The organism is Nocardioides sp. NPDC054178, assembly GCF_055585005.1.
Genome location: NZ_JBVJKY010000004.1, coordinates 224,833 through 249,517, shown reverse-complemented (window position 1 = coordinate 249,517; position 24,685 = coordinate 224,833). Strand labels below are relative to the sequence as shown.

24 protein-coding genes and 1 pseudogene are annotated in these 24,685 nt (G+C 70.3%); 9 read left to right on the top strand and 16 right to left on the bottom strand.

Annotated elements, in window-relative coordinates; translation table 11 throughout:
• Positions 1-66 precede the first annotated feature (66 nt).
• Together ACZ6WN_RS17140 and ACZ6WN_RS17135 are read left to right on the top strand one after the other, a co-directional pair.
• Entirely contained in the window at positions 67-1,440 is a 1,374-nt protein-coding gene (locus ACZ6WN_RS17140) for an MFS transporter (RefSeq protein ID WP_465866185.1), read from the top strand.
• A gap of 162 nt (positions 1,441-1,602) precedes the next feature.
• On the top strand, positions 1,603-2,259 hold the full coding sequence (locus ACZ6WN_RS17135; protein ID WP_465866183.1) for a GntR family transcriptional regulator: 657 nt from the start codon (positions 1,603-1,605) through the stop codon (positions 2,257-2,259).
• Between the two features lies 1 nt (position 2,260).
• Here the strand turns inward: ACZ6WN_RS17135 and ACZ6WN_RS17130 are convergent, their stop codons facing one another.
• Positions 2,261-3,727 (bottom strand): NAD-dependent succinate-semialdehyde dehydrogenase, encoded by a 1,467-nt coding sequence (locus ACZ6WN_RS17130; RefSeq protein WP_465866182.1) that lies wholly within the window; start codon positions 3,725-3,727, stop codon positions 2,261-2,263.
• Positions 3,728-3,834: 107 nt separating this feature from the next.
• On the opposite strand from ACZ6WN_RS17130, the gene ACZ6WN_RS17125 reads away from it, so the two are divergent.
• Positions 3,835-5,088: an aspartate aminotransferase family protein gene (locus ACZ6WN_RS17125; protein WP_465866181.1), complete on the top strand. Its 1,254-nt coding sequence runs from the start codon at positions 3,835-3,837 to the stop codon at positions 5,086-5,088.
• A 16-nt stretch (positions 5,089-5,104) separates the two neighbouring features.
• Positions 5,105-5,299 carry a hypothetical protein gene (locus tag ACZ6WN_RS17120; protein ID WP_465866179.1) on the top strand — a complete coding sequence of 65 codons (195 nt, stop codon included), beginning with the start codon at positions 5,105-5,107 and terminating at the stop codon, positions 5,297-5,299.
• On the opposite strand, the gene ACZ6WN_RS17115 is transcribed toward ACZ6WN_RS17120, so the two are convergent.
• From ACZ6WN_RS17115 to ACZ6WN_RS17105, 3 genes are read right to left on the bottom strand one after another with little or no spacing between them, the layout of a single operon-like run.
• Positions 5,283-6,029 carry a DoxX family protein gene (locus tag ACZ6WN_RS17115; protein ID WP_465866177.1) on the bottom strand — a complete coding sequence of 249 codons (747 nt, stop codon included), beginning with the start codon at positions 6,027-6,029 and terminating at the stop codon, positions 5,283-5,285. The genes ACZ6WN_RS17120 and ACZ6WN_RS17115 overlap by 17 nt on opposite strands.
• A 41-nt stretch (positions 6,030-6,070) precedes the next feature.
• A complete protein-coding gene (locus ACZ6WN_RS17110) occupies positions 6,071-7,180 on the bottom strand; it encodes an FAD-dependent oxidoreductase (RefSeq protein ID WP_465866176.1) in 1,110 nt (369 codons plus the stop codon).
• A gap of 9 nt (positions 7,181-7,189) precedes the next feature.
• On the bottom strand, positions 7,190-8,503 hold the full coding sequence (locus ACZ6WN_RS17105) for an MFS transporter (RefSeq protein ID WP_465866175.1): 1,314 nt from the start codon (positions 8,501-8,503) through the stop codon (positions 7,190-7,192).
• Between the two features lie 123 nt (positions 8,504-8,626).
• Between ACZ6WN_RS17105 and ACZ6WN_RS17100 the strand changes: the two genes are divergently transcribed.
• The gene (locus ACZ6WN_RS17100; RefSeq protein ID WP_465866173.1) at positions 8,627-9,046 is read left to right on the top strand and encodes a hypothetical protein; all 420 of its coding nucleotides are present in this window, start codon (positions 8,627-8,629) and stop codon (positions 9,044-9,046) included.
• Positions 9,047-9,080: 34 nt separating this feature from the next.
• Entirely contained in the window at positions 9,081-9,467 is a 387-nt protein-coding gene (locus ACZ6WN_RS17095) for a nuclear transport factor 2 family protein (RefSeq protein WP_465866171.1), read from the top strand.
• Between the two features lie 22 nt (positions 9,468-9,489).
• On the opposite strand, the gene ACZ6WN_RS17090 is transcribed toward ACZ6WN_RS17095, so the two are convergent.
• From ACZ6WN_RS17090 to ACZ6WN_RS17060, 7 genes and pseudogenes are all read right to left on the bottom strand, one after another.
• Complete coding sequence (locus ACZ6WN_RS17090; protein WP_465866170.1) at positions 9,490-9,801, bottom strand: hypothetical protein; 312 nt, start codon at positions 9,799-9,801, stop codon at positions 9,490-9,492.
• A 36-nt stretch (positions 9,802-9,837) separates the two neighbouring features.
• Complete coding sequence (locus ACZ6WN_RS17085) at positions 9,838-11,103, bottom strand: extracellular catalytic domain type 1 short-chain-length polyhydroxyalkanoate depolymerase (RefSeq protein WP_465866169.1); 1,266 nt, start codon at positions 11,101-11,103, stop codon at positions 9,838-9,840.
• 131 nt (positions 11,104-11,234) lie between these two features.
• Positions 11,235-11,858 (bottom strand): flavin reductase family protein, encoded by a 624-nt coding sequence (locus ACZ6WN_RS17080; protein ID WP_465866167.1) that lies wholly within the window; start codon positions 11,856-11,858, stop codon positions 11,235-11,237.
• Positions 11,859-11,912: 54 nt separating this feature from the next.
• On the bottom strand, positions 11,913-13,187 hold the full coding sequence (locus ACZ6WN_RS17075; RefSeq protein WP_465866165.1) for an HNH endonuclease signature motif containing protein: 1,275 nt from the start codon (positions 13,185-13,187) through the stop codon (positions 11,913-11,915).
• A gap of 854 nt (positions 13,188-14,041) precedes the next feature.
• Positions 14,042-15,040 (bottom strand): hypothetical protein, encoded by a 999-nt coding sequence (locus ACZ6WN_RS17070; RefSeq protein ID WP_465866164.1) that lies wholly within the window; start codon positions 15,038-15,040, stop codon positions 14,042-14,044.
• 40 nt (positions 15,041-15,080) lie between these two features.
• Entirely contained in the window at positions 15,081-15,395 is a 315-nt protein-coding gene (locus tag ACZ6WN_RS17065; protein ID WP_465866608.1) for a DUF6508 domain-containing protein, read from the bottom strand.
• 51 nt (positions 15,396-15,446) lie between these two features.
• Positions 15,447-15,944, bottom strand: a pseudogene (locus ACZ6WN_RS17060) (O-acetyl-ADP-ribose deacetylase); the annotation flags it as partial.
• 143 nt (positions 15,945-16,087) lie between these two features.
• Here ACZ6WN_RS17060 and ACZ6WN_RS17055 point away from each other — a divergent pair.
• The gene (locus tag ACZ6WN_RS17055; RefSeq protein WP_465866162.1) at positions 16,088-17,479 is read left to right on the top strand and encodes a purine-cytosine permease family protein; all 1,392 of its coding nucleotides are present in this window, start codon (positions 16,088-16,090) and stop codon (positions 17,477-17,479) included.
• A gap of 33 nt (positions 17,480-17,512) precedes the next feature.
• Here ACZ6WN_RS17055 and ACZ6WN_RS17050 read toward each other — a convergent pair whose 3' ends face one another.
• From ACZ6WN_RS17050 to ACZ6WN_RS17030, 5 genes are read right to left on the bottom strand one after another with little or no spacing between them, the layout of a single operon-like run.
• Positions 17,513-18,430, bottom strand: a complete 918-nt coding sequence (locus tag ACZ6WN_RS17050; protein WP_465866160.1) for a LysR family transcriptional regulator — start codon at positions 18,428-18,430, stop codon at positions 17,513-17,515.
• Between the two features lie 20 nt (positions 18,431-18,450).
• Positions 18,451-19,884 (bottom strand): aspartate ammonia-lyase, encoded by a 1,434-nt coding sequence (locus tag ACZ6WN_RS17045; RefSeq protein ID WP_465866159.1) that lies wholly within the window; start codon positions 19,882-19,884, stop codon positions 18,451-18,453.
• Positions 19,881-21,020 (bottom strand): M20 family metallopeptidase, encoded by a 1,140-nt coding sequence (locus ACZ6WN_RS17040; RefSeq protein ID WP_465866157.1) that lies wholly within the window; start codon positions 21,018-21,020, stop codon positions 19,881-19,883. Before ACZ6WN_RS17040 ends, ACZ6WN_RS17045 begins: the two co-directional genes overlap by 4 nt.
• On the bottom strand, positions 21,020-21,688 hold the full coding sequence (locus ACZ6WN_RS17035) for a DUF1028 domain-containing protein (RefSeq protein WP_465866156.1): 669 nt from the start codon (positions 21,686-21,688) through the stop codon (positions 21,020-21,022). Before ACZ6WN_RS17035 ends, ACZ6WN_RS17040 begins: the two co-directional genes overlap by 1 nt.
• Complete coding sequence (locus ACZ6WN_RS17030) at positions 21,685-22,137, bottom strand: RidA family protein (protein ID WP_465866154.1); 453 nt, start codon at positions 22,135-22,137, stop codon at positions 21,685-21,687. Before ACZ6WN_RS17030 ends, ACZ6WN_RS17035 begins: the two co-directional genes overlap by 4 nt.
• Positions 22,138-22,305: 168 nt before the next feature.
• Between ACZ6WN_RS17030 and ACZ6WN_RS17025 the strand changes: the two genes are divergently transcribed.
• Positions 22,306-23,565 (top strand): flavin-containing monooxygenase, encoded by a 1,260-nt coding sequence (locus ACZ6WN_RS17025; protein WP_465866152.1) that lies wholly within the window; start codon positions 22,306-22,308, stop codon positions 23,563-23,565.
• Positions 23,565-24,683, top strand: coding sequence for a class II histone deacetylase (locus tag ACZ6WN_RS17020; protein WP_465866150.1), 1,119 nt, complete (start codon positions 23,565-23,567; stop codon positions 24,681-24,683). The genes ACZ6WN_RS17025 and ACZ6WN_RS17020 overlap by 1 nt, the downstream gene beginning before the upstream one ends.
• Positions 24,684-24,685 lie beyond the last annotated feature (2 nt).

Below are 24,685 nucleotides of genomic sequence, written 5' to 3'. Positions count from 1 at the left end.
CTACTGTCGACACTGCGGGTCAAAAGCGGTCCCCAGCCATCAATCACACCGAATAGGTGAGAAGAAATGTCAGGAACCCCAACCATCCCCTCCAACGAGGCACAACCCGACAAATCGAAGCTCCGAAGAGCCATCACCGGCTCAGCGGTCGGCAATGCGACCGAATGGTTCGACTACGGCGCCTTCGCCTACGTCGCGACAGAGATCACCGCCAACTTCTTCCCGGAGATGGGCTTCGCCGGCACGGCTCTGACCTTCGCGATCTCATTCATCCTGCGACCGCTCGGCGGCATCTTCTGGGGTCCGCTCGGCGACCGCATCGGTCGCCAGCGCGTCCTCGCGATGACGATCATCCTGATGGCGGCAGCCACCTTCCTGGTCGGCTGCCTGCCGACGTACGACTCGGTCGGCATCTGGGCCGTGGTCCTGCTCGTGCTGCTGCGGGTGATCCAGGGATTCTCGACCGGTGGCGAGTACGGCGGCGCCGCGACCTACATGGCCGAGTGCGCTCCCGACAAGAAGCGTGGGTTCTACGGCAGCTTCCTGGAGTTCGGCACCATCGTCGGCTTCACCGCCGCCATCGCGGTCGTCTTCACCACCGAGTCGATCATCGGTGACGCGGCGATGACCGAGTGGGGCTGGCGTATCCCGTTCCTGATCGGTGGTCCGATCGGCCTCATCGGCCTCTACATCCGGACCAAGCTCGAGGAGACGCCGGTCTTCCAGGAGCTGGAGACGCAGGACGCCGTCGAGAGCGGCGCCGGGGCCGCGCTGAAGGACCTCTTCGCGCTGTTCTGGAAGCCGATCCTCACCCTGATCGGCCTGGTCGCCGCGCTCAACATCGCCAACTACACGCTCCTCGCCTACATGGCGACCTACCTGCAGGAGGAGGCCGGCTTCAACAGCACCGACGCCGACCTGCTGGTCATCTTCGGGCAGATCGCGATGCTGGTCTTCCTGCCGATCGCCGGGGCGCTCTCCGACAAGGTCGGCCGCAAGCCGTTGTGGGGTGGCTCCTTCATCGGTCTGATCGTGCTGTCGGTCCCGATGTTCCTCCTGATCGGCCAGGGCTTCTGGCCGGCGGTCCTCGGCTTCACGGTCTTGGGCATCGTCTACGTCGCCCAGCTCGCGACCATCTCGGCGACCTTCCCGGCGATGTTCCCCTCGCAGGTGCGCTACGGCGGCATGGCGATCGGCTACAACATCTCCACCGCCGCGTTCGGCGGCACGGCCCTGTACGTCAACAACGCGCTGATCGATGCCACCGGCGACGTGCTGATGCCGGCCTACTACATGATCGCCGGGTCGGTGGTCGGCCTGATCGCGCTGTTCTTCGTCGTCGAGACGGCCGGCAAGTCGATCCGGGGCACCGAGATCCCGGGTACGCCGGAGTCGGAGGCGGAGCTCGCCGAGCTCGACAAGGCAGACAAGGTCGTCTGACCGACGACGGCGACCGAGCGTGCCGGGCGCGGCACCCGCACCCGGGACGCTCGGTCGATCCGCGCACCACAGACCGGCCACATGCAATGATTGTCAACAATCAAACTCTTTCTCGGTGACCTATCGGAGACCACGTTGACAGTGACATCGAGCTTCGAACCCGTGCACAGGGAGTCGACGGCCTCGGTCATCGCCCGCCAGCTGCGTACGGCGATCATGGAGCGCACCCTGCGGCCCGGCGCACAGCTGAGCGAGACCGCGCTCTCGGCCCAGTTCGGCGTCAGCCGCGGACCGCTGCGCGAGGCGATGCAGCGGCTGGTCCAGGAGGGCCTGCTCCGCAGCGAGCCCAACCGCGGGCTCTTCGTGATCGAGCTCGACGAGGCCGACATCCGAGACATCTACATCGCGCGGGCGGCCGTCGAGGGCGCCGCCGCCACGATGATCGCCAAGGCACGGATCCCGGCGGCGCTGCGCGAGCTCCGCGCCGCCTGCGACGCGATGACCACCTCGCTCGAGCTGGGCGACCCGGCAGCGCTGAGCGATGCCGACTTCCACTTCCACGACGTGCTGGTGCAGTGCTCCGGAAGCCGGCGCCTGGCCCGGATGCACCAGACCCTGATCGTCGAGACCAGGATGTGCCTGACCGCGCTGGAGGGCACCTACCAGCAGCCGCTCGAGCTGGTCGAGGAGCACAACCAGATCGTCGACGCCATCGAGGCGGGCGACGTGAAGCTGACCCTCAAGCGCGTCGAGCTGCACATGGACGAGGCGCTGCGGCGCCTCATCCACGCCGAGGACAACGACGAGGGCTACGTCTAGATCACATCGCGATCCCGACGTACTTGGTCTCGAGGAACTCCTCGATCCCGGTACGCCCGCCCTCCCGCCCCAGTCCCGAGGCCTTGACGCCGCCGAAGGGAGCGGCGGGGTTGGAGACCACGCCCTGGTTGAGCCCGACCATGCCGGACTCGAGCGCCTCGGCGACCCGCAGGCCGCGGCGCAGGTCGTTGGTGAAGACGTAGTTGACCAGGCCGTACTCGGTGTCGTTGACCGCCTCGACCACCTCGTCCTCGGTGTCGAACGGCGTCAGCGGCGCGACCGGCCCGAAGATCTCCTCGCTGCCCATCTTGGCCGAGGCGGGCACGTCGGTGAGCACGGTCGGCGGGTAGAAGTAGCCGGGCCCGTCGGGGGCCGTGCCTCCGGTCAGCACCCGCGCGCCGCCGGCCACGGCGTCATCGACGAGGGTCTGCACCTTCTCCCTGGCCGCCTCGTCGATGAGCGGCCCGACGCGTACGCCCTCCTCGACGCCGCGACCGACGGGCAGCTCCGACATCGCCTTGGCGAGCCGGTCGCCGAACTCCTCGATGACGGAGCGCTGCACGAAGATCCGGTTGGCCGCCGTGCACGCCTCTCCCGTGTTGCGCATCTTCGCGGCCATCGCGCCCGCGACCGCCTCGTCGATGTCGGCGTCCTCGAAGACGACGAAGCCGGCGTTGCCGCCGAGCTCCATCGACGTACGCAGCACCTGCTCCGCGCTCTGCGCGAGCAGCACCCGGCCAACCGCCGTGGAGCCGGTGAAGGAGAGCTTGCGGATCACGCCGGAGCGCAGCAGCGGCTCGGTCAGCTCACCCGGCCGGGTCGTCGGAAGGATGTTGACGACGCCCTCGGGCACACCGGCCTCGCGCAGGATCTCCCCCAGCGCCAGCATCGAGAGCGGCGTCTGCTGGGCGGGCTTGACGATGCTCGTGCAGCCGGCCGCGATCGCCGGTCCGAGCTTGCGGGTCCCCATCGCCATCGGGAAGTTCCATGGCGTGATCAGCAGCGCCGGGCCCACCGGCTGCTTCGTGATCAGGAACCGGGAGCCACCGGCGGGCGCGGTCTGGTAGCCGCCCTCGATCCGCACCGCCTCCTCGGCGAAGTGGCGGAAGAACTCCGCGGCGTAGGCGATCTCGCCCCTCGCCTCGGCCAGCGGCTTGCCCATCTCGAGCGTCATCAGCAGGGCGAGGTCGTCGATCCGCTCGTGCAGGAGGTCGAAGGCGGCCATGAGCATGTCGGCCCGGGCGCGCGGCGCGGTGGCGGCGAACTCCTTCTGCGCACCTGCCGCCGCCTCGAGCGCACGGGCGCCGTCCTCGGGGGTCGCGTCGGCGACCGCACAGAGCACCTCTCCCGTCGACGGGTCGAGCACGTCGAAGGTCGCCCCGTCGCCGGCATCCACCCAGCGACCGGCGACCAGGAGCCCCTTCGGCACCTCGGCCACGACCCGCGCCTCGTTCGGTTCCTTGCTCATCCCGCATCAGCCTCCCAGGTCAGCGTACGGCCGTCCGGCTGACAGCCGACCGACGCTGGCCTACTGTAGTAGCCAGTCGGATTGTCGACAATCAACAGGAGGCCACGGTGGCCAAGCTCTCCCCGATCCTCAAGCAGGCGACCCCGGTCGTGGCGGCTCGCGGCGAAGGCGTCCAGCTCTTCGACGAGGACGACCGCCGCTATCTCGACTTCACCGCCGGCATCGGCGTGACCAGCACCGGCCACAGCCACCCGAAGGTCGTCGAGGCCACCCAGCGCCAGATCGCCAATCTGATCCACGGGCAGTACACGACGGTCAGGCACCGCCCGCTCCTGGACCTGGTCGACCGCCTCGGTGCCGTGCTCCCCGCCGGTCTCGACAGTCTCTTCTTCGCCAACTCCGGTTCGGAGGCCGCCGAGGCCGCGATCCGCCTGGCCCGCCAGGCCACCGGCCGCCCCAACATCGTCGTCTTCCACGGCGGCTTCCACGGCAGGACCGTCGCGGCCGCGTCGATGACCACCTCGGGCACCAAGTTCCGCGCCGGCTTCAGTCCGCTGATGGCCGGCGTCGTGGTCTCCCCCTTCCCCGATGCACCCCACTTCGGCTGGCCACAGGAGCAGGCGACGGAGTTCGCGCTGCGCCAGCTCGACTACACGCTGCAGACCCAGAGCGCCCCGGCCGACACGGCCGCGTTCCTCGTCGAGCCGGTTCTCGGCGAGGGCGGTTACGTGCCCGCCGACAAGACCTTCCTCGATGGCCTGCGCGAGCGTGCCGACAGGCACGGGATCCTGCTCATCATCGACGAGGTGCAGACCGGCTTCGGCCGCACCGGCGAGTTCTGGGGACACGACCACTTCGGCTCGCGTCCCGACATCATCATGACCGCCAAGGGCCTGGCCTCCGGGTTCCCGCTGTCCGCGATCGCGGCGAGCGAGGCGCTGATGTCGAAGGCCTGGCCCGGCTCGCAGGGCGGCACCTACGGCGCCAACGCCGTTGCCTGCGCCGCTGCCCTGGCGACCCTCGACGTCATCGAGGAGGAGGGCCTGGTGAAGAACGCCGCCGAGCGCGGTGCCGAGCTCCGCTCCGCCCTGGAGGAGGTCGCGAGCAGGCACGAGGCGATCACCGACGTACGCGGCCTCGGGCTCATGCTCGGCAACGAGTTCCGCACGCCCGAGGGTGAACCGGACGGCGCCACCGCCGCCGCGGCCCAGCAGGAGGCTGCCAGGCGCGGCCTGCTGCTGCTCACCTGCGGCGCCTGGGGCCAGGTCGTGCGGTTCATCCCCGCCCTCGTCGTCGACTCGGCGGCCATCGACGAGGCCGCCGATCTCTGGGCCCGGTCGGTCGACGCCGTCCTCGGCTGACCGAACGGATCACCCGATGACGTACGACCTCGAGCGGCTGCTCCGCTGGGAGCAGGCCGGCGCGACCTGGGAGGCGATCTGGCCGCGCGCCGGCGAGGTGACCATCGTGCTGTGCACCTGCGACAGCGGGGAGGAGGTCGACCGCTACACCTCGACCGCCGCCGACCTCCTCGACCACGTCAGATCGGCCGGGCTCAGCGCAGGAAGCTGAAGCCGAGCACCGCCACGCACAGGACCAGCGAGAACGTGGCGTTGAGGAACAGGTTCCGGCCGAGATCGCGCGCCCGGAGGTGCGCGCAGACGGCGCAGACGAAGTAGACGACCAGCGCCGCACTGGTCAGCGCCCCGACGTACGGCACCCACAGACCGGCGAGCAGCCCCGCGGCGGCGGCGACCTTGACCCAGGGCATCACCGGCCACAGCGCCCGCGGCAGCCCGACGTCGGTGAAGCACCGGGCGATGAAGCCGACCGGCCGGAAACACATCGCCGCGTCGCCGAGCTGGATCACCGCGAGCACCACGACCGGCCACCACGGGTCCGGAACCTCACGGACGTACGCCGCGACCACCCCGCCGAGATCGTCCCGCCCCGCCGCGTACATCCCGGTGACGACGAGCGTGGCCGACGCCAGCGCGAGACCGGCCCCGGCGCGCCCCAGGCTCCGGTCCCCCACCCGCAGGTGTGCACCGATCGCGAGCACGAAGAACGCCACGAACCCGGCAGCGGCGACGATCCCGACGGCCGGGACCGCCAGGCCGACGAGCAGGCCCACGAAGCCCAGCCCGTAGGACGCACCGATCGGGAACCGCAACCATTCCACCGGCACCGAGAGCCGCCGGGCCTCGGTCACGGGTATCCGGTGCCCGGTCAGGTTCAGCACCGCCCCGCCAAGCGCGGCGATCGAGGCGACGAGGGTCAGGGTGAGATAGGTGGCCGTCATGGCCATCCAGACACCGGCGACCCCACCGTTGTGACGCCGACCTACCTGCTCAGCAGGCTCGCGATCGCGCCGAGCCCCGCGAGGCCGGCGTCACGGACCGCGACCACAGGCCCGTTCTCGACCTGGCCGAGCACGCCGACCAGCCGGGAGGCCCGCACCAGCCGCTGGGTCGCGGGGCGCCGGGTGCGGTCGTAGGCGACCAGGGCACTCTCGATGCGAGCGTGGCCGGCGAGCTGCGCGGCCAGGACGGCAGCGTCCTCGATCGCGGCGCAGGCACCCTGGCCGAGGTTGGGGGTCGTCGCGTGCGCGGCATCCCCGAGGAGCACGACCCGGCCGTGGTCGAACCGCTTCAGCGGCAGCCGCAGGTCGCAGATGTCTCCGCGGACCACGGCGCTCGGCGGCGTCGCCGCCAGCAGCTGCGGGATCGGCTCGTGCCAGTCGCCGACCAGTGCGGTGACGTCGGCGTGGTGGTCCCCGCCGCTCTCCCCCGCCGGCCGGTTGGCGGTGACGAACCAGTAGGTCCGGCCATCGACCAGCGGGACGTGGCCGACGCGCACCCCGGTCCCCCAGGTCTCCCCGCCCGTCGTCGAGGCTTCGCCCGGCACCGGCTCCGCGGTGACGCCGCGGTAGGCGGTGTAGCCGGCATAACGTACGTCCTCGCGCTGGTGCAGCTCGTTCCGGATCGTGCTCCGGATCCCGTCGGCGGCGACCACCACGTCGGCCGGGCCGCGGGCGTCGACGTGGTCGAGATCGGCCAGGCCGGTGACGGCCACCCCGGTGCGTACCTCGACCCCGTCGCGCGTCGCGAGCTCGGCCACCAGTGCCTCGTGCAGCCGGGCCCGGTGCACCATCACCGGGGTCCGGTCGGCGGCGTCGGGACCCACCTTCGCCAGCCAGCGCCCGTCCGGCCGCCGCAGCCCCGCCTGGATCGCCGGCCGGGCGCCGTCCGCCAGGCGATCGGCGACCCCGAGGTCGGCCAGGATCTTCCACGCCCGCGGCCAGATCGAGAGGCCGGCCCCGACCTCGCCCAGCTCCGGGGCGCGCTCGAGCACGGTCACCTGCCACCCGATCCGGGACAGCGCGAGCGCCGTGGTGAGCCCTCCGATCCCCGCACCGACCACCAGAGCGCGCCGACCCGCCGAGCTGTTCACGCCTCGAATCTAGTGGACGGCCACCGGCTCGGCGCTGGGGGTGCTCGAGGTTCGCGTGACCAGGTAGACCGCCAGCAGCAGCACCGCACCGACCGCGGAGGCGAAGGCGAAGACCACGATGCTGGCGGTGGCGCTCGTCGGGTTCTGGGCGAGCAGCGCTCCCGCGACCGTCGGCGCGATCACCGCGCCGACCCGTCCGCCGCCGAGCGAGGACCCGAGCGCGCTCGCCCGCAGGTTCGCCGGGTAGTGGCCGGCGATCGCGGAGATGATCAGGCACAGGGTGCCGTGGGAGCCGACCCCGGCGAGGATCAGCAGGAGGTAGACGACCACGAGCGAGGACGGGAACGTCGTCAGCGCGGCCAGGCTGAGCGCACCGAGGAAGGCCGCGACGACCGCCACCTGCAGCGCCCCGAAGCGGGTCGCTGCCCAGGCCGTCACCGCCGAGACCGCGACGGCGCCGAGGTTGAGCGCCAACAGGTAGGTCAGCGAGCTGCTGCCCAGGTCGAACCTCACATCGGCGTCGGTCAGCTTGGGCAGCCAGGTGCCCAGTCCGTACCAGGCGAACATCGTCGCCGTGGTCGCCACGAAGAAGAGAGCGGTCGCGACCGCGTACCGGCCCTTGAAGATGGCTGTGAGGGACGCCTTCTCGTTCTGCTCCTCGGGTGCCGGGACGAGGCCGTAGGTCCGCTCGACGCTCTCGGCCTCGAGGCGGCGCCCTTGTGCCCTCAGCCAGGTCGGGGACTCCGGCAGCGCGACGAGTGCGATCACCGCCAGCCCGAGTCCCAGGAAGGAGAACAGGTAGAGCGACTCCCACCCCAGCGACGGGATCGCCCGGAGCGCGACCAGCGCCGCGATGCAGCCTCCGATGGGCACGCCCGACATCATCGCGGTCGCCACGATCGAGCGGCGGCGCGGCGAGACGAACTCGGAGGCCAGCGCGTTCGCCGACGGCACCAGCCCACCCAGGCCGAGCCCGGCGAGGAACCGCAGCGCGCCGAACGTCTCGGGGCTGTTCGCAAAGCCGCACAGGCCGGTGAACAGGCTGAACCAGACCACCGAGACCAGCACCGTACGCCGCCGCCCGAGCCGGTCGGCGATGCCACCTGCCCCGATCGCGCCGATCAGCATGCCGAGGAACGCGACGCTGCCGATGCTGCCGGCCGAGTCCGGCGTGAGCCCCCAGGAGCTCTCGGCCAGGAGGGACGGGATGGTCGCGCCGTAGATGATGAGGTCGTAGCCGTCGAAGATGACGATCAGCCAGCACAGCGCGATGACCAACCAGGCCGGGCGGGCGCCGCCGGACCGCAGAGGGGAATTTTCCATGGCGCCCATGATGTGGCGGCCGCCACTTCGCGAACTCAACATTCTGTCTTACAGAATTCCGGCTTCCATCGGTTGAGTACCGACACTCAAGCGCCGCGCGGCCCGATCAGGCAGCCTGGAGACATGAAGTTCCTCGTACGCCTCGCTGTGATCCTCAGCGCCAGCATCCTGTACTCGCTCGTGATGACCAACGTCTTCCCCACCGAGGACGCCGACATCGGCGCCGGCCTGATCTACTTCGCGGCCCTGCTCGTCATCTCGGGGGCGTGGGGTCTGTGGGACGGCTACCACGCGACCTCCCTGCCGCCCGTCTTCGTACGCTGGGCGGTGGTCGCCCTGGTGGTCGGGCTCAGCGGCCCGCTCAAGATCTGGTTCGAGGAGGGCCGCGACGTCGGCGTACTGCTGAGCGACCTGCGCTACCTGACACCGTTCGTGGCCGGGCTCGTTCTCGCCCCCGCTGCGGTCGGGATCGCGCTCGGCTACGCCCTCGACAGCCGGGACCGGAGCCTGCCGCGGAGCGCGCCGCACCACCCGTCCCTCTAGGCTCTCCCCAGCAACCGACCCAGGAGGAGCGCGCATGACCACCTTCCGTGAGGCGATCGAGGCCAAGGACATGGATGCCGTCGAGGCGATGCTCGCCGACGACGTCGTGTTCACCAGCCCGGTCGCGTTCAAGCCCTACCCCGGCCGGGCGATCACCGCCGCGATCCTGCGCGCGGTGGTCAAGGTGTTCGAGGACTTCACCTACGTCCGCGAGATCCACGACGGGGTCCACCACGCCTACGAGTTCACCGCCAAGGTCGACGGCCTCGACCTCAACGGCTGCGACTTCCTCACCTACGACGAGGACGGGAAGATCGTCGACTTCAAGGTGATGGTCCGCCCGCTGCGCGCCGCCGAGGCCCTCGCCGCCCGGATGGGCGAGCAGTTCGAGGAGATCAAGGCCGCCGCGCTGCGGGGCTGAGACCGGCTGCTCGGCCGATCGGCTACTCGGCCGATCGGCCCTCGCGCCGCTCCTGCTGCCGCTGCTGCGCCTCGGGCAGGAACTTCAGGCACGGCGCGTCGGCCTCGGGGTGCTTCTGCGTCAGGTGGAAGATCCATCGGTCCATCGCCGCCATGAAGCCGTTGTCCTCACCGGCGCGATAGGTCGCCCACTTGATCCGGTCCCTGACGACGCACTCCGTGCAGGTCACCTTGTAGACGAACTGCTGCTGGGCGTCGAGATCGATCCTCACCGTGGCCAGCGGCCCGGCCTGCGAGGCTGCCTTCCGCTCACGAGCCGACTTGCTCGCTGTCATGCTGCACCTCGTTCCGGTCGGGAGACGAAGCCTACGTCAGCACGTCGTGACCACGTCGAAGCGGCCGCCCGCGGACTCCTGCAGGGTCGTCACGGTGGCGTCGCCCTGGCCCATGTAGTCCTCCGAGACGTCCGCGTAGAACGGGTTGTAGGGGTTGGTGCCGTAGGAGTGGGCGCGCCCGGCGGCCTGGTGCTGGGCGTTGGTCGCCGAGCCGCAGTAGAGGCCCGGCTCGGTCGGCGGGTCGGTGGGCGGGTCGGTCGGCGGGTCGGTCGGCTCGGTGCCCCGCTCGACCCGGCGGTTGTTGTCGAAGAAGAAGTCCGTGACGTACGCCGGGTAGTCGATCGAGTTCGTCGTGACGTACGAGCCACCGGGGCCGCCGCCGGCCGGCCAGTTGTGGCCCATCCCGGTGTTCTGGATCAGCGAGACCCGCGGGCCGCTGCCGTCCGACCAGAGCGTGCCGGAGCCGGCGGTGTTGTTGCCGGCCAGGCCCGACAGCGAGAACGATGACTGCGCAGTGGCGCCGTAGATCCCGGCCATGACCTGCGCGTTCAGGGTGTTGTAGCCGGGTGCGACGGTCGTGTCGTTGGAGCCGTAGATCACTGAGGTGACCTGGCTGCCGAAGCCCGAGGAGGCGGACCCGGCGAACGTCCGGCAGGTGTTGGTGACCTGTGACTGGCTCACCGCGACCGACCCGATCTGCCCCGACGTCGTGCCGACCGAGGGGCCGGCGTTGATCCCGATCCCGGCGAACACGTCAGGCGCGAGGCAGCCCATCACCATCGTCTCGCCACCGCCCGAGGAGAGCCCGGAGAGGTAGACCTGGTCGGGGTCGATGTCCAGTGCCGGGTCGGCCAGCAGGTCACTGACCAGCTGGAGCAGGTTGTCGTCGTGCCGCCCCGGCGAGGTCCGGGAGTGGTTGCCGTCGTAGTAGTCCCAGCAGCCGAGGAGTACGCCGCCGTTCGGCGCCGCAGGGATCGCCACGACCATCCCGCGGGCGTCCGCGGTCGCGGCCCAGTTGCCGCCGTCGCGCAGGTTGGCCGAGGTCTGGACGCAGCCGTGCAGACTGACCATGAGCGCACGCCCGGTGCCGAGCGTAGGCGCGGTGCCGGGGACGTACAGCTGGGTCGTCATCCCGCCCGCCGTCCGTGCCGTCCACGTGCCCGCCGCGGCTGCGGCCGTACCACCTGCAGAGGGCGCCACGGCAACCACTGCGCCACCGGCCAGCAGCAGGCCGAGGCCCGCGAGCGCGACACCGATGCGTTGCTGCCGGAACCTGGACGAGATCCGAGACCCGAGACCCATGACCGATCCTCCTGAACGAGACCCGCCTGCCGCCTCCCGACAGGCAGATCGACCGTAGGTGTGACGACCGCCACAGGTCTATGTCGACCCGACCCACAATCCGGCGGCCCGATGTATCGGTCCGGCGCCGGTCACCGGTAGAGCTCCTCATCGATGCTCGCCAGCCGCGACGGATGGACCCGATCCCCCAGCCCGTAGAACTGCTGAAAGCTCATCACCAGCGGCCGCCAGCGATCGGGGTCGATCCGGTTGGGATGACCCTCGAGGCGTACGTCCGGCATCACCCGCACCGCGGTCACGGCGACCTCCACGGCGAGCAGCTTCGGCTCACCGAGCTCGTGGAGCGCCGACACCGTCCCCTCGATGTGCACAGGGCACTCCCCGACCGACGTCGGCAGCACCGTGTCCGATCCGTACGCCGTCAGTCCGGCGTGCGCGTACTTGTCGGACACGTGCACATACCCACGCTCCGCCTTCGCCGCCGACATCGCCCCGTTGCCCGTGGTCAGCGCCAGCCGGTCGACCTGGGTCACCAGGTCGACCGAGGCAAGATTGAGGACGATCTCGGGCCGGTCCCTCAAATTGCGCGCCGTCTGCGACGAGGCGCCGATCCCGAGCACCGCCGTACGTCCCAGCCAGAACACCGACGACATCGGCATCAGGTTCGTGGTCCCGTCCTCGTTGAGAGTCGAGAGCACCACCACCGGCGTGCCGAAGTAGAGGATGGCCGGATCGATGTCCACATGCGTTCCCATGTCTCGAACCTAGGGCTCACGACCCGCCTGGTCCGGCGGGTATCCGACGCACAATCAGGGTCGGCGAGTGAATCGGATGGTGCCATCCGGTAGTCGCTCATGAACATACGCGGGGTTGTGCGCCAGCCGGTGATGATGCGGACACAGCAGTGCCCCGTCTTTGAGGTTGGTCTTCCCGCCGGCGGCCCAGGGGTCTAGGTGGTGGGCGTCGCACCACTCCGGCGGCATGTCACACCCTTCGGCCTGGCAGCACTTCTGCTGGAGTCGGAGTGCTTTGCGCTGGATCGGTTGGAAGAACCGGCTGCCTCGGCCGGCGTCGAGGACCTCACCATCACCACCCAACACCCAGGGGATGATGGTGGCGTTGCACGCCATCCGCCGCGCCTCGGCCGCGGAGATCGTGGCCCCGTTGGTCTCGTCATAACCCAAGGTCGCGACCCCGAGGTCCTTACGCAGCTCCTCCAGCGAGATCACCACGTTGATGGTGGTCGCGTCACCCCCGTGTCGGGGCAGCGCGGCGGGGTCGAGGGTCTCCAGCAACCGGGAGAACCCCTGCCCCATCAGCCGCTCCCACGGCGGCAACGGGGCACCCTTGCCGACCAGCTGCTGTTTGCGGGGCTGGGCGTAGGCCTCGACGAGTCGTTTGAACCGCATCCCCATCGAGGTCGGCAAGACTCCCTCGAACCCGACGGTGCCGTCGTGGTTGTCCCAGACCCGCAGCGCGGTCTTCTGCTGGGCTCGTTCCTCCTCAGCCAAGAGCGCTCGGGCTTCGGCGTCCTCGAACCGGACCGGGTCGATCTCGACCAGGATCCGTTTGCCCGCGATCCGCAACTGGTTCACGGTCAACTCACCGGCGTAGTCGACCAGCAGCTTCTCCGCGAGGATCAGGTGCTCGGGACTGGCGACCGGATCCGTCTTGATCTTGTCCAACGCCCTCGTGATCACCCGGGCCTTGTCCAACGACACCACGCCCTCGGCCAGACCGGCGGCCACCAGGTCGTACTTGGCGACCCTGGTGGCGAGTTTGATCTGCGAGCGGGCCGCGCCTTTGTCGATGAGCAGTTCGGCCCGCATCCAGGCCGAGGCGTCCTTGGCGCCGGTCTCTTCTGCGATGTCACCGGCGCTGGCGAGCACCTGAACACTGACCGCGCCGAGCTTGGTCTGGAGTGTCTCCAGCCGCTTCAACGCGTCTTTCTTCTGCCCGGTGCGCCAGTAGGCGGGGTCCCTGGTCAACAGCCTGTCGAGGGCGGTTTCGATGGCGGCCAGTTCGGCGTCGATCGCGTCACCGGGGTCGGTACCCCAGTGGTCGACGTCGCGCCCGAGACTCATCGCCATTCCTTCCCTTTAAGGGTGTGTTGTGATGGCTCTGATTCTACGCCTCAACCGCTCTCTTTACTATCTATTTTCCCTGTTCAGACGAGTTTTTCGCGGTGAGCGAACGTCCTCGTTCCTGTGGATGATAAGTGGCCCGAAGGGCCACCCTTCACGCCCCATCAACACCATCCATCCCAGGAATGAATCCGCTGCGCCACACCCCGGCCGCCGCCCCGATAGCCAGCCAAATCTTTTCTCGACGGGCCCCGGTGTCCAGGACCGCGAAGCGGCCGGCGAAGCCGGCGGCCGCAGGCCGTCCTTGACTCCGGGGCCCGTCGAGAAGACCCTCCAAGATCGGGTCGGCGGCCCAGACCAACCCCGAAGAACGGTCACGGGACAGATGGTCTCGACAAGCTCGACCACCGAGAGCCGAACGAATGCCGAGTCGGCGCATCTTGACCGGCCCGCTCGCTTCGCTTCGCGAGACACCGGTCAAGATCCGCCGACTCGGCAGGGTTACACGCCGCCCTGCCGCTGCTGTTCTCGACAAGCTCTCGACTACCCCCTCACCGGTCCACGACCCAGACCCCTAAACGCGGCTGGCAAACCCGACACCCGCAAGGCGCCATCTCGACAAGCTCGATACATCGCCGCGACGCCGGTCCAGATCGAGAAGACCCGCCCTGATCGGGTCGGCGGCCCACACCAGCCCCGAAGAAGCGGTCACGAAAACAGATGGTCTCGACAAGCTCGACCACCGAAAGCAACTGAATGCCGAGTCGGCGCATCTTGGCCGGCTCGCTGGCTTCGCATCGCGAGACACCGGTCAAGATCCGCCGACTCGGCAGGGTTACCCACCACGGCGGAGCTCACCCGTCGCCCGCCCCACAGCCGACAGCGCGCGCAACCTCGGTGACGATCGCCCGAAGGTCGGCGAAGGAGACAGACCGCTGAGCAACACCCGCACCACCGATCGTGGCGATCGTGCCACCGCCATCGACGTCCGGTGCAAGATCACATGCCCAGAAGGGACGCGCACTGCGGCCGCCGCCATCGACGTACGCTCGTCCGCCGGCGACTGCGAACGAGTCCTCCACTGTGCCGATGCGCCGGTGCTCGTCGGCCCAGTCGTCCTCTTCGACCGATGCCGCGGCCACGATGCTGCCGACCTCGCCACCGACGGTGTCGGTGAGGATGTCGCAGGTCCAACTCCCCCCGCCCCGTAGGGGCAGCGGCTCGGGGTCGGCGCTCCTGAACTGGTCGGTGCCGAGCACCGAGGCGACACGGCGGGCGCTCATCCCGCAGGCGGTCGGCGCCGCGTACGTCTCGAAGGGTCCGTCCAGTGGATCGGCGTCGCAGCCGGCGGCGTACTCGGCGGCCGCCCGGAACACCTTGCCGAAGGCCTTGGCCGAGCCCTCGACCTCGGCGGAGGACCACACGGAGATCGCCGGCAGCCCGGGCCAGTAGCGCGAGCACACCCAGGTGCCCTCGAAGCTGCCGTCGGTACGCTCGAAGCCGCCGCGCCCGCCGTTGAAGGTCATCCGGTGAGCGCGAGACTCCACGGACCGGATGCGCCTCGGCCAGCTCGCCGCATCGTCGGCGAGCACCATGAACTCGACCTCGCCGTCGTCCGGCCCTTCGCCGTCGTCCGGCCCTTCGCCGCCGACGATGGCCGAGCAGCGCTTCCCGAAGCCGTACCTCTCCACGAACCTGTCCGTGCCGAACAGGTCCTCGACAAGAGCTGTCCGTACGCCACACACCGTGGCCTTCTCGTAGTGAGGCGTCAGCCCGCTACGCCACTTCCAGACGCCGCCGGCTACCACCAACAGAACGATCACAACGCCGATCACGGCACGACGAGCGCTCACACCAGTTCCCCTTCAGCCCCGAGACAGGGCTCATGATCTCTCAGCGCTCGCTGTCGAACCAGGAACGCAGCCGGGCGATGACCAGGTCGATGGAGCCGTCGCGGACGGCTCGACCGAAGGCACCCTCGTCGAGGCGGTCCCCAAGGACGTAGACGGTCGCGAGGCGGGCGGCGTCGGCGAGCGGCGCGGTGGTGATGCGGCCGGGGTCGGCGAGAAGCGGGTTGCCGCGCATCCATCTCATCCAGTCGATGGTGACGACCGGCAGCGTGCGGTGCAGCCGGCGGACCGGGTCGGGGTCCGGGGCAGTCAACGCGGCGGCAGCATCGAAGGCCTCCCGCCACCTCGCCTCCGGCACGCTCCGTAGCTCGTCCTCGACCTGCGCATCGGAGGGATCGAGGGCCACGCGGGCGCGGTCGAAGGTGTCGTACGCCTTCTGGTCGAAGAGCACCATCCGCACCTCCTCGACAGCCGTCGGGGTCCGGGCGAGGGTCCACAGGGAGACGTGGGCCGCCTCTTCGAGCGGGTAGCGGTAGACGCCGGTCGAGATCGCCGGGAACGCCACGGTGCGCGCCCCGAGCTCGTCGGCCACCCGGAGCGACTCACGGAAGCACGAGGTCAGCAGGGCGACGTTGTCCTGGCCGCTGGTGAACACAGGGCCGACCGTGTGGATCACCCACCGCGCGGGAAGCTCACCGGCGGTCGTCGCGACCGCCTGTCCGGTCGGTAGCCCGCCGCCGAGATGGCCGGCCCGCAGCCGCCGGCACTCCTCGAGGATCGCCGGCCCGCCTCGCCGATGGATCGCCCCGTCGACCCCTCCTCCGCCCAGCAGCGAGGAGTTGGCGGCGTTGACCACGGCGTCGACCCGCTGGTCGGTGACGTCCCCGCGTACGACCGTGATCCTCACCCGATCAATCTAGATGACCGCGACCGGCCCCACGGGGCAGTCATCGGTTCTGCCGATGCATTAGACCAAAAGGATTCGTTTGCCAGAGGAAGGTGGTGGTCCCGACCATTGGTGCTGCGCCTCACACCTTTGGAGAATGAAACATGCCAGACCAACCAGTCGTCGAGAAGCACACCATCGGCTACGTCCCACCCGAGGACCGCCATGGCAAGGTGCGCGACCTCTTCACCCTGTGGTTCGGGACGAACATCGCTCCCCTGCCCGTCGTCACCGGTGCCGCTGGCGTCACCGTCTTCGGCCTCGATCTGTTCTGGTGCGTCGTGGCGATCATCGTCGGCCACCTCGTCGGCGGCATCTTCATGGCGCTGCACTCGGCCCAGGGCCCGCAGATGGGCATCCCGCAGATGATCCAGAGCCGCGGCCAGTTCGGCTCCTACGGGGCGCTGATCGTCGTGGTGATCGCGGCCGTGATGTACCTGGCCTTCTTCGCCTCCAACATCGTCCTGGCCGGCCAGTCGCTGCACGGCATCGCCGACCCGATCCCGGTCGAGGCGGGCATCGTCCTCGGGGCGCTAGGCTCCGGCCTGATCGCGGTGATCGGCTACAAGGTGATCCACTCGCTCAACAAGGTCGCCACCTGGGTCCTCGGCATCGGCATCGTGCTCGGCACGGTCGCGATCTTCGTCTCCGGCGTGCCCGCCGGCTTCTGGACGCAGGGCGGCTACAGCACCGCCGGCTTCCTCGCGACGGTCTCGCTGGGCGCCCTGTGGCAGATCGCGTTCGCGCCGTACGTCTCGGACTACTCGCGCTACCTGCCGGCCAGCGTCGGGGTGAAGGCGACCTTCACCGCCACCTACCTCGGCTGCACCCTCGGCTCGATCCTGCCGTTCGTCTTCGGCGCGATCGTGGCGCTGGCGATGAAGCCGGGCGTCGAGGTCATGACCGGGGTACGCGACACCACCGGCGCGTTCGGTACGCCGCTGCTCGTGCTGTTCCTGCTCTCGGTGATCAGCCACAACGCGCTCAACCTCTACGGCACCGTGCTCTCGCTCATCACCTGCGTGCAGACGTTCGTCGCCAGCTGGATCCCGACCGCCCGCAGCCGCGTGGTGCTGTCGCTGCTGGTGATGGCCGCCTCGACGTACTTCGCCATCGGCGTCTCCGGCAACTTCATCTCGCACTTCGTCGACATCGTGCTCGCGCTGCTCGTCGTGCTGGTCCCGTGGACCGCGATCAACCTGATCGACTTCTACCTGATCCACCGCGGCAACTACGACCTCGACTCGATCTTCGCGGCCGACGGCGGCATCTACGGCCGCTTCAACGGCCAGGCGATCCTGGCCTACGTGATCGGCATCGTCGTCCAGATCCCGTTCATGGCGACGCCGCTCTACACCGGGCCGGTCGCGGACAAGCTCGACGGCGCCGACCTGAGCTGGATCATCGGCCTGGTCGCCACCGCGCCGATCTACTACCTGCTGGCCCGCGGCCGCAAGCTCGCGCCCAGCGAGCTGGCGCTCGCCTCGCACGCCTGAGTCACCCAGCACTCCCTCGGCGGGGAGGTCGCGTCAGCGGCCTTCCCGCCGTCGTGCTGCCCGCCCCGAGGAGCGGACGAACGCCTGGGCGCGCGCGGTGAGGCGTACGCCCTTCATCGAGGCCAGCACGACCTCGAGAGGCTCGACCGGGTCGGTGATCTCGAGGGTCACGATCTGCGCACCGTCGTACGTCGTGTCGCTGGCCGGGCGCTGGTTGAGGACCGACCAGCCCTGGCCGTTGGCGACCATCGCCCGGACGGTCTCGAAGCCGGCGCTGCGGTGGCGGACCTGCGGACGGAAGCCGGCCGACTCGACGAGACGCTCGAAGTACTGGCCGCTGTGCGGCAGGTCCAGGAGCACCATCGGCTCCTCCTCGAGCTCGGCGAGCGCGACCTTCTTGCGGCGCGCGAGCCGGTGGCCCTTGCCGACGAGGACGTACGGCGCCGCCAGGCCGACCCGGACGTGGTCGATGTCGTCGTCGAGGTCGTAGCCGTACATGAGCGCCAGCTCGCAGCTGCCCGAGCGCAGCGCGTGCTTGAGCGCGGCGTGCTCGTCCTCGACGACGGAGACGTGGATGCCGGGGTGGTCCTGCTCGCAGGCGGCCAGCAGCCGCGGCAGCTCGAAGGGGCCCAGCGTGGTGAAGCAGCCGATGGTGAGGTCACCGACGAGCGCCTGGCCGGCGGAGCGCGCGACCTCGACCAGCTCGCTGGTGTGCACCAGATAGCTGCGCAGCTCGCGGTAGAACTCCTCGCCGGCCGCGGTCAGGGTCAGGCCGCGCGCATGGTGGCGCAGCAGCAGCTGGACGCCCAGCTCCTTCTCCAGCTGGGCGACGGCCGTCGAGACGGCCGACTGCGAGACCACGAGCTGCCGCGACGCGGCGGTCATGGAGCCCAGCTCCGCAGCCGCGGCGAAGTAGCGCAGCTGGGTCAGGGTGAAGGACGGCTCGGCCATGCGGGCCATCCTGCCCGAAGTCACTCCCGTTTCGCCCCGTTGACGCCGTCGAGGTTCGCGAGCGTCTCGGGGCGCAGGAGCGCGTCGAGCACGGCGGGGTCGAGGCCTCCGGAGGCGAGGGCGAGGTCGCGTACGGCCCCGGCGCCGCTGAGCGCGGCCTTGGCGATCTCGGCGGAGCGCGCGTAGCCGAGCAGCGGGGTCAGGGCGGTGGCGAGGCCGGCGTTGCCGGCGGCCGCGGCGGCGAGCTTGGCGGCGTCGACGGTGATCCCGTCGACGCACGTCTCCCGCAGCGAGTCGAAGGCCGCTGCGGTCCAGGCGAAGCCCTGGAGCAGGCCGTGCGCCATCACCGGCTCGAAGGCGTTGAGCTGGAGCTGGCCGCCCTCGGCAGCCATCGTCACGGTGAGGTCGTTGCCGATCACCCAGAAGGCGACCTGGTTGACCATCTCCGGGATGACCGGGTTGACCTTGCCGGGCATGATGCTCGACCCGGCCTGGCGGGCGGGGAGCTGGAGCTCGGCGAGCCCGGCCTGCGGGCCGGAGCTGAGCAGCCGGAGGTCGTTGCAGATCTTGGACGCCTTGACGACGATCCGTTTCAGCACGCTGGAGACCTGCACGAACGCGCCGGTGTCGCTGGTCGCCTCGACCAGGTCTCCCGCGCCGACCACCGGCAGGCCGGTGATCTCGGCGAGGTGCTCGACGGCGAGCCGCCGGTAGTCGGGGTGCGCGGTGATCCCGGTGCCGATCGCGGTGGCGCCGAGGTTGATCTCGCACAGCAGCACCCGCGAGTCGGCCAGCCGGGCCAGCTCCTCGCGCAGCGTGATGGCGAAGGCACCGAGCTCCTGGCCGACCGTCATCGGGACGGCGTCCTGGAGCTGCGTACGTCCGATCTTGGGGACCGAGCGGAACTCGGCCGCCTTGCGGGCGAAGGAGTCGGCGAGCGCCTCGGTCGCCTCGACCAGCCGGTCGACGGCGCCGACGAGCGCGAGCCGGACGGCGGTCGGGTAGACGTCGTTGGTCGACTGGCAGCGGTTCACGTGGTCGAGCGGGTGGATCTGGTCGTAGCTGCCGAACGGCAGGCCGAGGATCTCGAGCGCCCGGTTGGCGACGACCTCGTTGGCGTTCATGTTGGTCGAGGTGCCGGCGCCGCCCTGGATCACGTCGACGACGAACTGGTCGTCGAGCGCGCCGTCGCGGACCTCCTGTGCGGCGGCCGCGATGGCGCCGTGGCGGCGGTCGTCGAGCAGACCGAGCCCGTGGTTGGCACGAGCGGCGGCGAGCTTGACCGCGCCGAGGGCGGCCACGAGCGAGCGGTGGCTCCCGACCGTGGTGCCGCTGATGGGGAAGTTCTGCAGCGCCCGGGCGGTGTGCACGCCCCAGTAGGCATTCGCCGGGACCTCGAACGGGCCGAGCGAGTCGTGCTCGGTGCGGGTGGTCGGGGCGTCGAGGGTGGTCATCGTCCGCTCGCCTCCTCGGCGACGTCGAGCGCGGTCCAGGCCAGCGCGGTCGCGGCATCGAGGATCGCCTTCTCGGCGTCCCCGCCCACGCAGTGCGCGGCGAACTCGGGCTGGTGGTTGAGGGCGGTGCCGGAGTTGATCCCGACGTAGGGATGGATCGCCGGGACCACCTGGGAGACGTTGCCCATGTCGGTGGAGGCCCGGTTCATCCGGCGCGCCGGGGTGCCCGGGTCGAAGACCCGGCCGATCTCCTCGGCATTGCGCCGGTAGGCCGCCAGCGCGGGCGTGAAGGTGCGGAACTCGGCGTACGGCTTGCTCTCCGGCTCGACGGTGAGCTTCGCACCGGTGGCGAGGGCACCGGCCTCGAAGCAGCGCCAGACCTTCTCCTCGGTCTCGGCGAGCTGGGCGAGGCTCTCGGCGCGGACGTACCAGCGGCCTTCGGTGCGGGCGGGGATGGCGTTGGGCGCCTCTCCCCCGTTGGTCATCACGCCGTGCACGCGCACCGTCGGCGGCAGCTGCTGGCGGAGCAGGCCGATCGCGACCTGGGCGATCGTGAAGGCGTCGGCGGCGTTGACGCCCTGCTCGGGATAGGCCGCCGCGTGGGCGGCCTTCCCCTGGTACTCGACGTGCGAGTGGGACACCGCGAACGGCTCGGCCTCGGCGACGTCGACGGGCGCGGGGTGGGCCATCATGGCCAGGTCGAGGCCGGCGAAGGCGCCGCGCTCGAGCAGCTCGATCTTGCCGCCACCGCCCTCCTCGGCCGGGGTGCCGTACACCTCGATGGTCAGACCGGCGGCGTCGGCGAGCGGCGCGAGCGCGCGGGCGGCGCCGACGGTGATCGCGGAGATCAGGTTGTGACCGCAGGCGTGGCCGAGCCCGGGCAGCGCGTCGTACTCGGCGCACAGGCCGAGCCGGAAGGGGCCGCTGCCGAAGGTCGCCAGGAAGGCGGTCTCCAGGCCGAGGTACGCCGGGGTGACGGTGAAACCGGCCTCCTCCAGCGACTCCGCGACCCATCGGGACGAGTTGTGCTCCTGCCAACCGGTCTCGGGGTTCGCGTGCAGCTGCTCGGAGAGCCGGATCAGGCGCTCGGCGTCGCCGCTGACGGTGGTCGCGGCAGACTGCTTCGCGGTGGTCATCACTCGTCCCCGGGCACGCCGTAGGACGGGGCGGCGGTGGGGTCGAGGCCGCGGGTGACGTAGTCGTCGCGCTGCGGCATCCAGACCTTCAGCAGGTCGCGCAGGTCCTCGACCGGGCGATCGCTCCAGTCGACGCGGAGGTCGGTGACCCGCCAGGCGACGTCGCGGACGACGGAGAGACCCGCCGAGTGCAGCGGCCCGGCCTCGCCACCGGCGGCCAGTCCGGCCTCGAGCGCGGCCAGCAGCCGTTCCTCGAGGTCTCCGGTCGCGGCCTGGAAACCCGCGACGACGGCGTCGACGACCTCGGTGCCGGCCAGCAGGTTGCCCGCGGCGACGACCTGCGGGGCGACGGCGTGGTGGTGGACACCGAGCGACCCGGAACCGCTGTACGCCGCGCCCGCGCCGTCGAGCGACAGCACGGTGAGCTGGCGGTGCTCGATCAGGTCACGGCCCTGGGTGACCGACGCGAGCGCGGCCCGGGCGTCGAGCCCCGAGGCGAGCGCGTCGAGCAGCTCGGTGCCCAGGCGCGGGTCGGTGATGTTCTGCGACGAGGCGCCGCCGACGCCGGGGCGCAGGTGGAGGCAGCGCGCGGCCACGGCCGGGCTGGAGGAGGTCACGGCGATGCCGACGGCGCCCTTGCCGTCGGTGGCGAGGACGGAGAAGGTCACTTCGCCACCTCCGGGATGACCGCGATCGCGTCGACCTCGACCAGCCACTCCGGGCGGGCCAGGGCGGAGATCACCAGGCCGGTGGAGATCGGGTGCACGCCCTTGGTCCAGCGGCCGATGGTCCGGTAGACCGTCTCGCGGTAGCGCGGGTCGACGATGTAGATCGTGAGCTTGACCAGGTGCTCCATCTGAGCCCCGGCCTCCTCGAGCAGCATCTTGATGTTGGCCATCGCCTGCTCGGTCTGCGCCTCGACGTCGCCGATGCCGACCGACTCGCTGGTGTCCAGGTCCTGCCCGATCTGGCCGCGCACGTAAACCGTGTTGCCCGCGACGACGGCCTGGCACAGGTCGTTGTCGAGGTTCTGCTCGGGGTAGGTGACGCTGGTGTTGAACGGGCGGATCCGGGTGTGTCCGCCGACGACGATGCTGCTGGGTTTGTTGGTCTCCACGACGACCAGTCCACCTCGTCCCGAGGCATGTGTCCAACAGATGTTTCCAACGACCATCTTCAATGAAACAGATGCAATGACGGCCGCGGCCATTGCATCGGTCGATCCGATGGGTAAGGCCAACAACATCTGTTGGACACAGGCAATCCGGCGGCTCAGGATCTGAGTATGTCCAACGAACAGATCGAGGTCCTCGTCGTCGGCGCCGGTCAGGCCGGCGTGGCGATGAGCGAGCACCTGAGCGACAACGGCGTACCCCACCTCGTGCTGGAGCGTGACCGGATCGCCGAGCGCTGGCGCACGATGCGCTGGGACTCGCTCGTCGCGAACGGCCCCGCCTGGCACGACCGGTTCCCGGGCCTGGAGTTCCAGGACGTCGACGCGGACGCGTTCGCCACCAAGGACCAGGTCGCCGCCTACTTCGAGGCGTACGCCGAGAAGATCGCCGCCCCCATCAGGACCGGCGTCGAGGTCACCTCGGTCACCCGCAACGAGGGCCGCCCGGGCTTCCGGGTCGAGACCTCCGAGGGCGTCATCGACGCCCGGTTCGTCGTCGCCGCGACCGGCCCGTTCCAGCGGCCGGTCTACCCGCCGATCGTCCCCGACGGCGCGGTCCGGCTGCAGCTGCACTCGAGCGACTACCGCAACCCCGACCAACTTCCCGAGGGCAACGTGCTCGTCGTCGGCGCCGGCTCCTCCGGCGTCCAGATCGCCGACGAGCTGCAGCGCTCCGGCCGCCAGGTCCACCTCTCGGTCGGCCCGCACGACCGTCCCCCGCGCAGCTACCGCGGCCGCGACTTCTGCTGGTGGCTCGGCGTCCTGGGCCTGTGGGACCTGGAGACCCCTGCCGCAGGCGCGGAGCACGTCACGATCGCCGTCAGCGGCGCCCGCGGCGGCCACACCGTCGACTTCCGCGCCCTCGAGGCCGGCGGGATCCGGCTCGTCGGCATGACCAACCGTTTCGACGCCGGCACGCTCACCTTCCGCGAGGACCTGGCCGAGAACATCGCCCAGGGCGACGCCAACTACCTCGCCCTCCTCGACGCCGCCGACGAGTACGTCACCCGCAACGGCATCGACCTGCCCGAGGAGCCCTCGGCCCGTGAACTGGGCCCCGCCCCTTCGGCTGCGACCACGCCCCTGCTCTCCCTCGACCTGGCCGAGGCCGGCATCACCACGGTGATCTGGGCGACCGGCTTCGCCACCGACTACGGCTGGCTGAAGGTCGACGCACTCGACGAGAGCGGCCGCCCGGCCCACCGCCGCGGCGTCTCCACCGAGCCCGGTGTCTACTTCGTCGGCCTCCCCTGGCTCTCCCGCCGCGGCTCGTCCTTCATCTGGGGTGTCTGGCACGACGCCAAGCACGTGGCCGGCCACATCGCGACGCAGCGCAGCTACGCGGCGTACGACCGTCAGGCGCGTGCGTAATGACCACCTCGGGGACGGCGTTCTACCACGACGAGCGCTGCCTGTGGCACAGCACCGGTGAGGCCGTGCTGTTCCTGCCGGTCGGCGGGTGGCTCCAGCCGCTCGCGACCGGCGGGCACCCGGAGTCGCCGGAGTCGAAGCGGCGGTTCAAGTCGCTGCTCGACGTCTCCGGTCTGACCGAGCGGCTCGACGTGCACAGCGCCGAGCCGGCGACGCGCGCGGACCTGGAGCGGGTGCACCCGGCGGCGTACCTGGACCGGTTCGAGGAGCTCAGCGCCGGCAGGGGCGGCGAGATCGGCCCCGAGGCACTGTTCTCGCACGGCGGCTTCGAGATCGCCGCCCTCTCCGCGGGGCTCGCGAAGCGGGCGGTCGCCGACGTGGTGACCGGCCGCTACCGCAACGCCTACGCGCTCTCCCGCCCGCCGGGCCATCACGCCCTGCCCGAGGAGGGCATGGGCTTCTGCCTGCTCGCCAACATCGCGATCGCGGTCGAGGCGGCCAAGGCCGAGCACGGTCTCGGCCGGGTGGCCGTCATCGACTGGGACGTGCACCACGGCAACGGCACCGAGGCGGTCTACTACGAGCGCGACGACGTCCTCACCGTCTCCCTCCACCAGGAGAACTGCTTCCCGGTCGACACCGGCGCCACCACCGACCGGGGTCGCGGCGCCGGCCTGGGCTTCAACCTCAACGTGCCGCTACCGCCGGGGTCGGGCCACGAGACGTACCTGGCGGCGATGCGCGACATCGTGCTGCCCGCGGTCCGCGACTTCGCGCCCGAGCTGATCGTCATCGCCAGCGGCCTCGACGCCAACATGGTCGACCCGCTGGCCCGTCAGCTGCTCTACGCCGACAGCTTCCGGCAGATGACCGCGCTGGTCATGGAGGTCGCCGAGGAGGTCTGCGACGGCCGCGTGGTCGCGGTCCACGAGGGCGGGTACGCCGAGTCCGAGGTGCCCTTCTGCGGCCTCGCCATCGTCGAGACCCTCTCCGGCATCCGCACCGAGGTCGTCGACCCGTTCGAGGAGACCTTCATCGCCCAGCAGCCGTCCGCCCGGACGCTCTCGCACCAGCTCGCCATCGTCGCCGAGCTGGCCGAGGAGCTGCGCGAGGCCTAGGG

Bases quoted from the DNA above. Each gene is read 5' to 3' on its own strand.
- ACZ6WN_RS17090 (WP_465866170.1), bottom strand. From the start codon at position 9,801: ATGACAGCGAGCAAGTCGGCTCGTGAGCGGAAGGCAGCCTCGCAGGCC.
- ACZ6WN_RS17120 (WP_465866179.1), top strand. From the start codon at position 5,105: ATGACGTACGACCTCGAGCGGCTGCTCCGCTGGGAGCAGGCCGGCGCG.
- ACZ6WN_RS17130 (WP_465866182.1), bottom strand. From the start codon at position 3,727: ATGAGCAAGGAACCGAACGAGGCGCGGGTCGTGGCCGAGGTGCCGAAG.
- ACZ6WN_RS17080 (WP_465866167.1), bottom strand. From the start codon at position 11,858: ATGGGAACGCATGTGGACATCGATCCGGCCATCCTCTACTTCGGCACG.
- ACZ6WN_RS17095 (WP_465866171.1), top strand. From the start codon at position 9,081: ATGACCACCTTCCGTGAGGCGATCGAGGCCAAGGACATGGATGCCGTC.
- ACZ6WN_RS17115 (WP_465866177.1), bottom strand. From the start codon at position 6,029: ATGACGGCCACCTATCTCACCCTGACCCTCGTCGCCTCGATCGCCGCG.
- ACZ6WN_RS17105 (WP_465866175.1), bottom strand. From the start codon at position 8,503: ATGGAAAATTCCCCTCTGCGGTCCGGCGGCGCCCGCCCGGCCTGGTTG.
- ACZ6WN_RS17100 (WP_465866173.1), top strand. From the start codon at position 8,627: ATGAAGTTCCTCGTACGCCTCGCTGTGATCCTCAGCGCCAGCATCCTG.
- ACZ6WN_RS17055 (WP_465866162.1), top strand. From the start codon at position 16,088: ATGCCAGACCAACCAGTCGTCGAGAAGCACACCATCGGCTACGTCCCA.
- ACZ6WN_RS17085 (WP_465866169.1), bottom strand. From the start codon at position 11,103: ATGGGTCTCGGGTCTCGGATCTCGTCCAGGTTCCGGCAGCAACGCATC.
- ACZ6WN_RS17040 (WP_465866157.1), bottom strand. From the start codon at position 21,020: ATGACCACCGCGAAGCAGTCTGCCGCGACCACCGTCAGCGGCGACGCC.
- ACZ6WN_RS17045 (WP_465866159.1), bottom strand. From the start codon at position 19,884: ATGACCACCCTCGACGCCCCGACCACCCGCACCGAGCACGACTCGCTC.
- ACZ6WN_RS17020 (WP_465866150.1), top strand. From the start codon at position 23,565: ATGACCACCTCGGGGACGGCGTTCTACCACGACGAGCGCTGCCTGTGG.
- ACZ6WN_RS17140 (WP_465866185.1), top strand. From the start codon at position 67: ATGTCAGGAACCCCAACCATCCCCTCCAACGAGGCACAACCCGACAAA.
- ACZ6WN_RS17025 (WP_465866152.1), top strand. From the start codon at position 22,306: ATGTCCAACGAACAGATCGAGGTCCTCGTCGTCGGCGCCGGTCAGGCC.
- ACZ6WN_RS17050 (WP_465866160.1), bottom strand. From the start codon at position 18,430: ATGGCCGAGCCGTCCTTCACCCTGACCCAGCTGCGCTACTTCGCCGCG.
- ACZ6WN_RS17075 (WP_465866165.1), bottom strand. From the start codon at position 13,187: ATGAGTCTCGGGCGCGACGTCGACCACTGGGGTACCGACCCCGGTGAC.